Source organism: Arthrobacter sp. Sr24 (genome assembly GCF_054511175.1).
In genome coordinates this window covers 71,495-84,802 of record NZ_JBTNDB010000010.1, presented here as the reverse complement: position 1 = coordinate 84,802, position 13,308 = coordinate 71,495, and the positions used below count along the sequence as shown (strand labels likewise).

General features: G+C 61.0%; 10 protein-coding genes. 2 read left to right on the top strand and 8 right to left on the bottom strand.

Features of this window, described 5'->3' with window-relative positions:
- The first annotated feature begins 93 nt into the window (after positions 1 to 93).
- Positions 94 to 2,703 carry an ATP-dependent chaperone ClpB gene (gene clpB / locus ACX80D_RS09000; RefSeq protein ID WP_459322310.1) on the top strand — a complete coding sequence of 870 codons (2,610 nt, stop codon included), beginning with the start codon at positions 94 to 96 and terminating at the stop codon, positions 2,701 to 2,703.
- 115 nt (positions 2,704 to 2,818) lie between these two features.
- Here the strand turns inward: clpB and ACX80D_RS08995 are convergent, their stop codons facing one another.
- Complete coding sequence (locus ACX80D_RS08995; protein WP_459322309.1) at positions 2,819 to 4,597, bottom strand: hypothetical protein; 1,779 nt, start codon at positions 4,595 to 4,597, stop codon at positions 2,819 to 2,821.
- A 327-nt stretch (positions 4,598 to 4,924) separates the two neighbouring features.
- Here ACX80D_RS08995 and ACX80D_RS08990 point away from each other — a divergent pair, with 327 nt between their 5' ends.
- Positions 4,925 to 5,152 (top strand): DUF3073 domain-containing protein, encoded by a 228-nt coding sequence (locus tag ACX80D_RS08990; RefSeq protein WP_363844987.1) that lies wholly within the window; start codon positions 4,925 to 4,927, stop codon positions 5,150 to 5,152.
- Positions 5,153 to 5,395: 243 nt separating this feature from the next.
- Here the strand turns inward: ACX80D_RS08990 and purM are convergent, their stop codons facing one another.
- The 7 genes from purM to ACX80D_RS08955 form a co-directional block, all read right to left on the bottom strand.
- Positions 5,396 to 6,544 carry a phosphoribosylformylglycinamidine cyclo-ligase gene (gene purM / locus ACX80D_RS08985; protein WP_459322308.1) on the bottom strand — a complete coding sequence of 383 codons (1,149 nt, stop codon included), beginning with the start codon at positions 6,542 to 6,544 and terminating at the stop codon, positions 5,396 to 5,398.
- Positions 6,545 to 6,566: 22 nt separating this feature from the next.
- Positions 6,567 to 8,132, bottom strand: coding sequence for an amidophosphoribosyltransferase (gene purF, locus ACX80D_RS08980; RefSeq protein WP_459322307.1), 1,566 nt, complete (start codon positions 8,130 to 8,132; stop codon positions 6,567 to 6,569).
- A gap of 69 nt (positions 8,133 to 8,201) precedes the next feature.
- The gene (locus ACX80D_RS08975) at positions 8,202 to 8,525 is read right to left on the bottom strand and encodes a hypothetical protein (protein WP_459322306.1); all 324 of its coding nucleotides are present in this window, start codon (positions 8,523 to 8,525) and stop codon (positions 8,202 to 8,204) included.
- Positions 8,526 to 8,578: 53 nt separating this feature from the next.
- On the bottom strand, positions 8,579 to 8,932 hold the full coding sequence (locus ACX80D_RS08970; protein WP_459322305.1) for a sterol carrier family protein: 354 nt from the start codon (positions 8,930 to 8,932) through the stop codon (positions 8,579 to 8,581).
- Positions 8,933 to 9,003: 71 nt separating this feature from the next.
- Complete coding sequence (locus tag ACX80D_RS08965; protein ID WP_459322304.1) at positions 9,004 to 10,008, bottom strand: asparaginase; 1,005 nt, start codon at positions 10,006 to 10,008, stop codon at positions 9,004 to 9,006.
- 34 nt (positions 10,009 to 10,042) lie between these two features.
- Positions 10,043 to 10,594 (bottom strand): hypothetical protein, encoded by a 552-nt coding sequence (locus ACX80D_RS08960; RefSeq protein WP_459322303.1) that lies wholly within the window; start codon positions 10,592 to 10,594, stop codon positions 10,043 to 10,045.
- A gap of 122 nt (positions 10,595 to 10,716) precedes the next feature.
- Entirely contained in the window at positions 10,717 to 13,197 is a 2,481-nt protein-coding gene (locus ACX80D_RS08955; RefSeq protein WP_459322302.1) for an LPXTG cell wall anchor domain-containing protein, read from the bottom strand.
- Between the last annotated feature and the right edge of the window lie 111 nt (positions 13,198 to 13,308).

Below are 13,308 nucleotides of genomic sequence, written 5' to 3'. Positions count from 1 at the left end.
AAAAATCTCCGGAATATTTCCCCCAAACACCAAGTTGAGCGTAGTAGACTCAACTTTATAGACTTGAGTAATCAACCAACGAAAGGACCTCTCTTGGACGCCAAATTCACCACAAAGAGCCAGGAGGCTCTTTCTGCCGCCGCCATGAACGCCTCAACCGCCGGCAACCCCACCGTTGAGCCCGCCCACCTGCTCAAGGCCCTCATGGACCAGCGCCAGGGTGTGGCCGTCGCGCTCCTGAAGGCCGCGGGGGTGGACCCGGATGAGGTCAGCGTCGGTGCCAGCGCTGCCATTCGCAACCTCCCGGCGTCATCCGGCACGTCCGTGGCGCAGGCCCAGCTCAGCCGCAACACGCTGATGGCAGTCCAGGCTGCCCAGCAGGCCGCCGAGCGCATGGGGGACAGCTACGTCTCCACCGAGCACTTGCTGTTGGGCCTGGCGGACGACGCCGGAGCAACAGGAAGTGCCCTCCGGCAAGTAGGTGCCACTCGGGCCGCGCTCGATGCCGCGCTGCCCACCGTGCGCGGCGATGGCAAGGTCACCACGCCGGATCCGGAGAACACCTTTGAGGCCCTGGCGAAGTTCGGCGTAGACATGACCGCCATTGCCCGTACCGGAAAGCTTGACCCGGTGATTGGCCGCGACGCCGAGATTCGCCGCGTCATTCAGGTGCTGAGCCGCCGCACTAAAAATAACCCGGTGCTGATTGGCGAGCCCGGTGTTGGTAAGACCGCCGTAGTGGAAGGCCTGGCCCAGCGCATGGTGGCCGGCGATGTGCCCGAGTCGCTGCGTGGAAAGACCCTCATCAGCCTCGATCTGGCCTCGATGGTGGCCGGAGCCAAGTACCGCGGCGAATTCGAGGAGCGCCTGAAGGCTGTGCTGGAGGAAATTAAGGCCTCCGATGGGCAGATTGTCACGTTCATTGATGAGATTCACACGGTAGTTGGCGCCGGCGCATCCGAAGGTTCCATGGATGCCGGCAACATGCTCAAGCCCATGCTGGCCCGTGGCGAGCTGCGACTGATCGGCGCCACCACTCTGGATGAGTACCGCGAGAACATTGAAAAAGACCCCGCCCTGGAGCGTCGTTTTCAGCAAGTATTTGTGGGTGAGCCCAGTGTTGATGACACCATTGGTATTCTGCGCGGACTCAAAGAACGTTACGAGGCGCACCACAAGGTGGCCATTGCAGACTCGGCCTTGGTCGCCGCCGCCACGCTGTCCAAACGCTATATCAGCGGTCGCCAGCTGCCTGACAAGGCGATCGACCTGATGGATGAGGCTGCATCCCGCCTGCGTATGGAGATTGATTCCGCTCCGGAGGAGATTGATCAGCTGCGCCGTGCTGTGGACCGTTTGACCATGGAAGAACTGGCGCTGACCGGGGAGAGTGACCCCGCCTCAATTGAGCGCTTGGAGACCCTGCGTGCCGATATGGCTGATAAGAAGGAAGAACTTTCCGGTCTTAACGCACGCTGGGAGGCTGAAAAGGCCGGGCTGAACCGGGTTGGTGACTTGAAGGCAAAGCTCGATGAGCTGCGGTCGGTGGCTGAGAAGGCTCAGCGTGATGGCGACCTCGAGCAGGCTTCGCGGATCCTGTACGGCGAGATTCCGGCTCTGCAACATGAGTTGGAGGCTGCCGCTGCCGAGGAACAATCCGCGGACAAGCCTGAGCTGATGGTGGCCGAAGAAGTCACCGCCGATGACATTGCCGAGGTCATTTCGGCGTGGACCGGGATCCCCGCCGGGCGCATGCTGCAGGGTGAAAGTCAGAAGTTGCTGCAGATGGAGCAGGTCTTGGGATCCCGGTTGATTGGCCAAGCTGCGGCCGTGACTGCCGTCTCCGACGCCGTTCGCCGTGCCCGGGCGGGCATCAGCGATCCGGACCGGCCCACGGGTTCCTTCCTGTTCCTGGGGCCCACCGGCGTTGGTAAAACCGAGCTGGCCAAGGCGCTGGCTGACTTCCTGTTCGACGACGAGCGCGCCATGATCCGCATCGACATGAGCGAATACTCCGAGAAGCACTCTGTCTCGCGCTTGGTCGGTGCCCCTCCGGGCTATGTGGGCTACGACGAGGGTGGGCAGCTGACTGAGGCCGTGCGCCGTCGTCCGTATTCAGTGGTGTTGCTCGATGAGGTAGAGAAGGCCCACCCGGAAGTCTTTGACATTCTCCTTCAGGTGTTCGACGACGGCCGGCTCACCGATGGGCAGGGCCGCACGGTTGATTTCCGCAACGTCATCATCGTACTGACCTCCAACTTGGGTTCGCAGTTCTTGGTGGACCAGGCGCTGTCTGAGGACGAGAAGCACAAAGCGGTCATGTCCATTGTGGAGGCCTCCTTCAAGCCGGAGTTCCTGAACCGACTCGATGAGATTGTCATGTTTGATGCACTCAATATCGAAGAGCTGTCACGGATTGTGGATCTGCAGGTGCAGTCGTTGTCGGCCAGGTTGTATGAGCGGCGCCTGACCCTTGAGGTCAGCGATGCCGCCAAGGCGTGGCTGGCCATGACCGGATATGACCCGGCCTACGGCGCCCGACCGCTGCGACGGCTGGTGCAGCGTCAGATCGGTGACCGGTTGGCCAAGGAGATCCTGGCCGGGTCCATCGTGGACGGGGACGCTGTTCTGGTGGACACCGCTGCCGACTTTGATGAGCTGGACATGGACTCTACGTCTGGGCTGACCGTTAGCCGCAAATAGGGCGTCGGGCTAGCTGTGGATTAAGCAACAGGGGCTGTGATGATTGGGATCGTCCCAAACATCACAGCCCCTGTTCTTTCATGCTGGCGTTGCTGGCTTGCCGTTGCTGCCTTGCTTACTCGGTGAGTGAGATGTCCAAGGGGTTGCCGCCACGGGTGTCGCGGACCAGACAATCGACACGGCGGTCATTTGAGTTGTTCCACGTGTTTTCAGTCGGGTAAGCCGTCGACTGGGTCAACGTCTTAATGCTGGCGGCTTCCGTGGTCAGCGTGACGTTGTCACAGACCTCTTTCGCTTTGGCCTTGAGCGCATCGAGGCCAGGGAACTCATCAGAATCCTCGTAGTAGAAGGCACCTACCAGCTGAGCGTCGTGAGGGCTGCTGCAGTAAACCACGTCCGCCGGTGCGGAAGCGGTTGTGAAGTCGCGCAGGCAGTCGCCTTCCAGCCACTTCAACGGAGAGACGCTGGCCAGAATCAGATCTGTATCGGAGAGAGTGTCCGTTGTTGGGTCAACGCCAGAGTCAACAGTTTCGGCTTGACCTGGGGTCTGCTCCTGCGACTGGTTTGCGGTCTGCGTCGATTCCGTGTTGTTGGAGCCGTTGTTGAAGATCAGACTAATCACCAGCCACAACAGCAAGCCCAGTAGGGCAACTCCTACGAGTGCGACGCCGATAATGATGAACAATTTCTTGTTCCCACCACCCTGAGAGTCGCCGGGCCCACCCGGGCCCTGGTGCCCGCCAAACTGACCAGGACCGCCGTAGCCTCCCGGGCCCTGGGGCCCGCCAAACTGGCCGGGAACAGGTGGCACGCCGGGTGTGGGCTGCGCACCTGAGGTGCCCGAGGAAGGGGGACCGCCAAAAGCCGGAGCGCCGTGCTGGGTGGGTGCGCCGTAAGGAGCCTGAGCCGCAGCGGGCTGGGCGTACGGGTTTTGCTGGCCCGCGTCAGGAGTCGGAGCATTGGGGGCGGAAGCAGCTGCAGCGGCCGCGTCGGCCTCCCCGCGCGCAATCTGGGCCGGTGACTGCCAAGCGCCAGCTTTGGGCTGCCATGGCGTTGCCGATTGCTGCCACTGGGTTTCCGGGCGTCGCCAGCCGTGACCGTCATCGACGCCGTGACCGAAGGTATGGGCCGCTTCCGGGGCGGCTGTGGAGCCAGCACCCTGCTGTGTGCCAGCAGTCATAGAGCTCTCGGATGAACCGCTTTCAGTGGCACTGCTTTCCGAAGGGCTGCTTTCATTGGCACTGTCTGGCCCTTGTGACGTCATTCCACCGTAGGGCGGCTTGAGGGAAGGCTGTGGCGCGGGAACTGCAGGGGGCTGTGCGGGTGGTTCAAGACCTAAGGGGGCGCTCGGGGGCGTATCTGGCATTTCCGGAGCAGCAGCTGGTTCATTGGCGGATTCGGCCGGCTGCGTCGCGGGGTTGTTGGCCCCTGGAGGCTGGCTGAAATCTGTGCGCAAGACCGTAGTGGCGCTGTCCCAGTCAACGGGTTCGGCGTCAACGGCCTCGGAGGAAGCGGAGGAAGCGGAGGAAGTGGACTCAGAGGTCACGGAGCTAGGGTCAGGAGCCGCGGCAAGATCGGACTCAGGAACAGCGGATTCGTGTGTGGACGGCGATTTTTGCGAGATCGGGGCGGGCTCGCTGAAGCTGGCTGAAACGCCCTGAGCTGCCAGCTCCGCTTCATGTTCCACGCGCGCGGCTTCAGCTGCGGCGGCTTGGAGGTCAACACTCTCCGCTACGTCCTCGCTGATTTCCGCTGCCGCTAGCTGAGGCTCAGCAAATTCGTAGTCTGAGCCGGAGAAACTTTCTGAGGGTTCCTGCGCCGGGGGCTGAGTTTGCCCATCAGTTGGAGGGCCGTCTTCAGCGCCCTGGTCTTTGGCGTTACTGCTCTCGTTCATGGGGACAAACCTTCCGTGCTGCGTCCTGAAATGGCACAAAATCTATAGTGTTAGCTGGAATAGTCCGGCGATATAGAGCCGCTTAGGCGAGTACCCAGACACCCCAGTCTCGCGGGAAATTGCTCCCCCTACACGTGACTCTACCGAATAAAGCGCAGCCCACGAGGCTAATATGCTGTTTGGCTATAGGCAGAACAACCCATAGTGGGACACAGGTGGTCCAGAACTAATGTAATCTAGGACTACGACAAATTGACCGAATATTCCGGAGCCTCGCTCTTAGCCCGAGCGACCACCTCCGGTCCAAGTGTAAAAGGGGGTCACGCCATGGGGCGCGGCCGTCAAAAGGCGAAGGCAACCAAGCAGGCTCGGGACATTAAGTATTACTCCCCGAACACTGACTATTCAGCTCTGCAGAAAGAGCTCGGTGGAACTACTCGGCGTGCCCCGAGCCATCACAGCGAAATTCCGGCAGAGCCGGACTATTCGGCATACGAAGACAAGTATGCGGATCAGTTTGAGGACGACGACGTGGACTCCCGCCGAATTGGCTAGGACCGTCTGACAGCATGAAACGCAACAAACCCTGCACGATTCTTTAGCAAATTAGCTGAAGTAACGTGTGGGGATTTTGTTGTCCCCAAAAACGCCCTCCGGTATCCGGCCGCTCTCACGGTTCGTTCCTCGGACCTAGTCGACCCGAGGGTGCAAAAAAGACGGCGCTTGCGTAAAAAGACGGCCGTATAGCACCGTCTTTTTACGCAAACGCCGTCCCTTTTCGAAACGTCAGGGTGAAACTTAGGAAGCGTAGTTGCCCACCAGGCGAACTGCGCCACCATTGACGCCCTTGGCGCCCTGGGTGTAGTCAGATCCGGTCTTGTCGGAGTCGGAATCTTCGCGGGTCACAGTACCCATAGCCCAGGACGGTAGGCCGCGAGAGTTCAAGCGGGCAATGGCGTCGTCGGCAGCATCAGCGGAGACTACGGCCACCATGCCTACACCGAGGTTCAGTGTGCGCTCCAGATCGGCCAACGGCACGTTGCCCAACTGCGAAACCAAGTTGAAGATTGCTGGCAGGCTCCAGGTGGACCGGTCAACGGTACCAATGAGGCCTTGAGGCAGCACGCGTGCCAAGTTGGCAGCCAAACCGCCACCGGTGATGTGGCTGAAACCGTGGACAGCGCGCTCGGAAGTAACAGGCAGGTAGCGCGTCAGATCCAAGCAATCAGCAGCATACACGCGGGTGGGTTCCAAGAGCTCTTCGCCCAAGGTGCGTCCCAGTTCGGACACCTGACGCTCCAGGGCCCAGCCTGCGTGGTTGATGACGCGGCGAACCAGCGAATAACCGTTGGAGTGCAGACCTGAAGAGGCCATGCCGATGATCACATCACCCTCGCGGACTCGTTCCGGACCCAGCAACAAATCAGCCTCGACGACACCCGTGCAAGCACCTGCGACGTCGTACTCGTCAGGAGCCAGCAGACCGGGATGCTCAGCTGTCTCGCCGCCAACCAGAGCAGTCCCAGCAACCTTACAAGCGCTGGCGATGCCGCGGACAATGTCAGCCACGCGCTGCGGGACAACCTTTCCCGTGGCGATGTAGTCGGTCATGAAGAGCGGCTCGGCGCCAACCACAACGATGTCATCGACAACCATGCCCACGAGGTCGTAGCCAATGGTGTCGTGGATGTCCATGGCCTGGGCGATGGCAACCTTGGTACCCACACCATCAGTGGAGGTAGCCAGCAACGGCTTTTTGTACGTGAGCAGCTTCGACACGTCATACAGGCCGGCGAATCCGCCGAAACCACCAACCACGGAAGGGCCGTGGGTGGCCTTGACGGCTTCCTTCATCAGCTCAACGGCGAGATCTCCTGCTTCGGTGTCGACACCTGCACTGGCGTAAGTAATTCCTTGGGTAGCTGACTCATGGGAGGCGTTGGTCATGGCGTCTCTTTCTTACGAGTTCTTAAGAACCGGTGGCGGCGGTGCGGTCTTGATCGGTCAGGACAGTTTCCAGTTCCGCGTCAGGACCCGGATCGCAGCCCGTGGAAGGGGTGGCGTTGCCCGGTGCGGTGCGCTCGAGCAGGTTTTTGCCCAAACGGTCGCTGCTGGGAAGTTCAATCGGGTAGGTACCCGTGAAGCAGGCGGTGCAGAGACGCTCACGCGGCTGCAGGGTGGCGTCAATCATGCCGTCTTCGGAGATGTACTCCAAGGAATCGGCGCCAATGGATTTGGCGATCTCATCAACGGCAGCTCCGTTGGCAATCAATTCCGCGCGGGAGGCGAAGTCGATGCCGTAGAAGCATGGCCAGCGCACGGGCGGTGAAGAAATCTTCACATGTACCTCGGCAGCGCCAGCTTCCTTGAGCATGCGCACCACGGCGCGCTGGGTGTTTCCGCGGACGATTGAGTCATCCACCACCACAATGCGCTTGCCGCGAATGACGGATTCAAGGGCGCTGAGCTTGAGCTTGATGCCCAACTTGCGCAAGGTATCACTGGGCTGAATGAAGGTACGGCCGACGTAGGCGTTCTTCACAAAACCGTGGGCAAAGGGGATGCCTGATTGTTCGGCGTAGCCAATGGCTGCCGGCGTTCCGGATTCCGGCACCGGGATGACCAAGTCAGCGTCGTAGTGGCTTTCGCGGGCCAACTGGCGGCCCATTTCCACGCGAGACTCGTATACGGAACGGCCAGCAATGGTGGCATCCGGGCGGGCCAGATACACGTACTCGAAGACGCAGCCGGCAGGTGTTGCCGGAGCGAATTTCTGGGTGCGCACGCCGTCCTCATCGATGGCGATGAATTCGCCGGGCTCGATTTCACGGATTAATGTGGCGCCAATAGTGTTCAGGGCGGCATCCTCGGAGGCTACTACCCAACCACTTTCCAAACGCCCCAGAACTAGCGGACGAACGCCGTGGGGATCGCGGGCAGCATAGAGGGTGTGCTCATCCATGAAGACAAAGCTGAAGGCGCCGTGGATCTTGGGCAGCAACTCCATGGCGGTCTCTTCAAGAGAGGAGCCTTCCTTGCCGCGCAGCAAGGTGGTGACCAGCGCAGTATCGGTGGTGTTTCCCTGGGCCATTTCACCTGCGGTGGGAACGCCGTACTGGGCAATCACCATCTCATGCAGTTCTGCTGAGTTGGTCAAGTTGCCATTGTGCGCCAGTGCGACAGTGCCGCTGCCAGTTGCCCCCAAGGTGGGCTGAGCATTAGCCCAATTGGCCGCACCTGTGGTGGAGTATCGACAATGGCCCACAGCCATATGTCCCGTCAGGGTATTCAGTGTGGGTTCGTCAAAGACTTGGGATACGAGTCCCATGTCCTTATACACACTGATCCGCTTGCCATCGCTCGTTGCGATGCCAGCAGACTCCTGACCACGGTGCTGCAGTGAATACAGTCCGTAATAGGTTAGTTTTGCAACCTCTTCACCGGGTGCCCAGATGCCCAGAACGCCACAAGCGTCCTGAGGTCCCTTTTCGCCGGGTAAAAGATCATGGGATAGTTTTCCGTCTCCGCGTGCCACGAGAAAAATTATCTCATGTAATGACGGACACCACGACCTGCTGTGATCTAAGTTATACGCGAGGGAGCGCTATGCGGTCTCAGCCTCGTGGTTGGAGTTGTCATCGGGCAAGGGCTGGACCACTAGGGTTTTGCTACGACGCAAGCTCTGCCGGTCCAAAATCAGGGCTGCGATACAGCCGAGGATGACCCCCGGGATCAGCAGCAATACGGTGAAGAACCCGAAGATCGTGGAGCTTGTGAATTCATCACTGGGCGGGGCCAGGAAGGTGAAAATTGCCGCTGTCACGACCCCTGCCAAGGCGCCGGCGATCATGAACGGGACGTACTTCGGGGCACGGCGCACTTTGAGTTTGCGGGGCTCTCCGGCGGTGGTTTCAGGCTGGGAAGTCATCCTTCAAGGGTACCCGGCCCAGCTTGGTGCCCCAGCAAACCGCAAAAAGTTCGCTAGAGGGGCAGTTCGGCAGAGAGATCCGCTCGCAATCCTGAGGCCGCCACAACTCCGCGTTCGACGGCGTCCGCCCAGTCCAACCCGCCGGTCACCAGCGCCAGCCACGTTCCGGCGTCGCACTCCACCACATTGGGCGGGGTGCCGCGGGTGTGGCGTGGGCCGGCGATGCACTGGGTCACGCCGAAGGGTGGCACGCGCACCTCCACTGAGTTGCCGGGCGCGCGTGCGGCCAATTCCTCCAAGGAATAGCGCACCGCCATGGCCGTCACGGGCCGGGCTCGCTCCCCTCCGCGCCAGGCGGCCAAGGCGGCGCTTCCCTCGGCGAGGTCGATGCGTCGGCGGGCCGCCATGGATACTCCTGAATTTTTTTGGGGACGTTCTGTTGGGGATGTTCGACGCCGGAAAAGCTGGCTTGGGCGTGTTAGTCCAGTAGGGCACTGACTGCTTGACCCAGACGCAGGCTGCCGGCGTGGTGGCTACCGCCCAGAACGGGTGGCACTACTTTGCCAAGAACCTCGGCCACTGCCGGAATATCCAGGGCGCCGCTGGCTGCCAGCAATGTCAGGCCAACTAAGGTTGCGGCGCGGCCATTGCCGTCGAGGATTTTGACGGCAACGCTCGCTCCCGTGGGCGCGGCCATGGCGAGAACCCCTTCGGCGCCCAGCTTGGCCAGAACACCGAGTTCGTCCATGACTACGGTGTTGGGGCGGCCGTGCCCTTCCACGGCCCACGGGTAATCCAACATGGATGTGGCGATCGTGGCGGCACGGGCGTTGGCATTTTTATCCGAGGGAGCCTTGGCTAACGTGGTGAAGGCTCGTGCGAGTCCGGTGAGGGTGACGGCCATGACGGGGGCGCCGCAACCGTCAGTTCCGGTGTGGTGTATTGACTCGCCGGTGTACTCCTCCAGCGTTGTCCGCACTGCCCGCTGCATGGGGTGGTTGGGTTCAAGGTAACCGTTAAGATCCCATCCGTTCTCCTTGCAGGCCCAGAGAAAAGCTGCATGCTTGCCGGAGCAGTTCATGGCCAGTTTGGATTTGCCGCGGCCAGCGCGAACCAGCCAGGCGCGTGCTTCGGGATCGCTGGGCCAATCGGCCGGGCAGCCAAGATTAGCTTCAGTTAATCCTGCGGCCTTGAGCATTCCCTCGACAACATCCATGTGTTCCAATGAACCCGTGTGGCTGCCTGCTGCCAACGCCACCTGTGCCCCCCGCAAGGGAACACCTGACTGCATGGCGGCCAGAGCCTGGAAGGGCTTGGTGGCCGAGCGCGGGTAGATGGGGGCACTGATATCGCCCAGAGCAGTGACGACTGAGCCATCGCCGGCCAGAACAACGGCCGATCCTATGTGCCGGGACTCCACGAAGCCGCTGCGTTCAAGGACGGCAAGTTCTACGGCGTCATCCGCCCGGAAAGTATGGATCATGGTGCCATCTTATCGAGCGAAACAGTGGGCGGGGCTACAGCGGAGACGCAAGTCCGGCAGATTCCTTGAAGAGCAACGGAACGTCCCCGGCAGGCTTGCTGGCAGCGGCAGCCTGGGCAACGGCGTCGAGCTGGTCAGGAGCAACAAAAACGGTCACGGTCCCGGTGCGCCCGTCAGGGATGACCTTGTGAATCGCGGCGCCCTGTTCGCTGGGTAGTGAACCGCGCCAGGTCATGACAGCTTGCAGGGCTGTCTCCAATTGGGCCGCGTCGAGGGTGACGAGGTGTGAAATGGCGCCAGCATCCGTCACGGTGGTGGCTGCTGATTCGGAGGTCACAGCAACGTGCAGTTGTGCTCCCTCGATCCAGGAATCAGAGTAGGCATCGCCGAGCTCGGTTCGAAGTGAATCATTGAGTTGCAACAAGTTGTTGGTCTCTTCGGCGGTCGCTGACTTGTTGGCGGACTGGCTGGCGCTCTGCTCCGTTCCGGGTGCCACAGGTTCTTGGGTGGGCTTGCATGCGCTCATTCCGAGGGCTCCTGCCATGGTTGCTGCGAGGAAGATTGACGTCATTTTTCGGTTGTTCATAGTGCCTCCGCTTAACGGCAGTGGGTCCCGTTCAACGTGAACGGGACCCACTGCTTACATTCGTTCCCGCGTGGGTCCGTCAATACATCTATTTAGTTGACAGCCTACTGTCCGAGTGGAACCTAGGCTGCGGTGTTGCGGCGGCGGATTAGCAGGAATACCGATCCGGCCAGGAGCAACAGTCCACCGGCTCCACCGAGTACCAGCACGGAGCTGGAAGTGCCGGTGTTAGCCAGGTCGTTACTCGACGGAGCCTTGCTGGGAGCTTCGCTGGGAGCTTCGCTGGGAGCTTCGCTCGGTTCCGGCTTCGGCTTCTCCGTCACGCTGGGAGCTTCGCTCGGTTCCGGCTTCGGCTCAGCCAAGACAGAGAATTTCCAGGTGGAGGTGAGGGACTTGTCGTCGCCAACAGTCTGTACCGCCGTGACCGTGTACTCGCCGGTGGCGAGCCTGGCGTCCAGACTAACGCTCCAAGTGCCGTCAACAACAGTCGCCTCGTAGGTAGCTCCATCCACGGCTACCGTCACCGTTGCGTCTTCAACGTTGGTACCTGTAATTTCTACAGGGCCCTGATCGAAAGCGAATTCATGGCCATTGGCGGGGGAGAGGATTGCCGGGGCGGCCAAGACGACGCTAAACGTTGACGTGGCTTCCTTGGAATCGTTCCAGTCTTTCAGCGTCTGCTTGGCAGTCACGGCGTACTTGCCAATTTCCAGGACTTCGTCGATCGTGACGGACCACTTGCCATCCTTGCCGACTACTGCGGTGCCAGTGGCATCGCCCGATAATTCAACGGTGGCGCCAGCCTTGCCGGTGCCGGTGATGACCGTGACGGGGGCTGCAACAGTGCCTTCGTTCGCAGGAGCCGTGATGACCGGAACGGCCAAGGTCTCCTTGATGACTTCAACGGACGCCTCTGCGGTTTCAGAGGTGCTGAAACCGTTCTTGGTCTGTGCGGTGACGGGGAAGGTGCCAAACTTGTTCGGGGCCTTTGCGGTCCACGTGCCGCCCACGACGGGAACTTCAGTGGTTACGCCGTCGATGATTACGGTCACCGTGGTGCCAGCAGGGGTGCCGGTAACGGTCCCGGAGATGGTGCCTTCGCGGTAGACGGTCCCTGTGGTGGTGACCACGGGCTTCTCCAAGAAGATCTTCACGCTGTAGCCGTCCGTGTGCTTCAAGGCATCCATAAGGCTCACGCCGTACGTCTTAGTGCCGTCAGTGGTACCCGCGCTGATCATGCCGACTGCCATGTTTCCGGCGATGATGGCGCCGCCGGAGTCGCCCTGACTGGCCTGGAGGCTGGTCGAACCGAACCCGCGCACCACGCGGATGTCGTCTGGATCGGTCGCCATTTTATAGCCCCCCACAAAGAAGGCTCCGACTTCAGACACGGTGCCGCAGCTCCAGCCAGTGGTACGGCCGGATTTGCAGATGCTTGTGCCGAGGACGGCTTCGGAAACACCCGCGACGACGGGGCCGGCGGCTTGGGGGTCTGCCGGCGTTGTCCAGTCGGTGACTTTGGCCAGTAGGTTCACCTCAGGGTTGATGCCGTCAATAACGGCCACGTCGGTGCCAATGTTGCTGGCAGTATTCGCAGTTCCGTCCCAGTTAGGCCCTGGGGCTCCGGGGGTGTTGCCGGGGCCGCCAAACTGTGACGCGCCAAAGGTGCCTAGGGGGCCCAATATGCCGCCGGAATTTAAGTCTTCGGTGACGGCCGGTTCCTGCTGTGGATCGGTCAAGTAGGTATCCGTCAAGGCGCCGTCCTGCGTGCAATGCCCAGCCGTGACAATGGCCGGGTTGCCGTCCCTGTTGAAGCCGTTCCAGCCGATGCTGCAGCTGCCGCCGTTTGTGAAGGTGCTGTCAACGGCGAGGTAGCCCTGGCCGTTGACTACATCGGTGGCCAATGGGGTGGCGGGGCCTGAGGCTGCCTCCACCGTGACATTTGTGAACTTTGCCGCAAAGTCGGCAACTAAGGGCTGGACAGTTGCAGTGAAACTGCGGGCATTCAGTGCTGGGCCGGCACTGAGCGGATCGCCGGTGCGGATGACGAACTCTCCGTTGCCATTGACCATGATGGACTGAAGGTTGGCAACACCAAATTCACTCGCATAAGCCGCAATGAGCGAGTCAAGGCTTGTGGCGTTGCCCGGTGCTGTCGCCGGAGCTGCTGGAGCTGTCGTGATAACTACCTTGGAGCCGCCTGCGGCCGTCTTGGCGGCTGCGGATGCCGTGGGAGAGGTCTGCACCTTGATGGTGTCGCCAGCAATAGAGACGACTCCCGCCGGGTCGGCCTTGGTAACTTCCGTCTGGATCTCGGCTGCCTTCGCCGCCAGTTCACCTTGGGCGTTGAATTCCTCAACGCTCAAGTTCAAGTCGCGGTCTACAGCCTCCGCGAGGCCTTCAGGCAGCGGTGCTGCGCTGGAGGAAGCGGGTGGAGCATCGGAGTTCGTGGGTGAAGTAGCTTCGACGCTGACGGCCGGCGAGGGCGCCAGGTCATTCGACGGCGCTGCCGTGGCGGCAGTGAAGCTACCGCCCAACAAGACGGCAGCTGCGGCGCAGGCCGCACCTCCGCGCTTAATAAAAGCGCGCGTGGATGCTTGCATGAAGTGGTTCCCCCTGAAGAAGATTAAAAGATCCTGATGAGTTGAAGTTACCTGAAGGCGCGAGGATCTGCTGCGAGAGAACCGCTCAATCCATCGATAAAGCTATCAAAT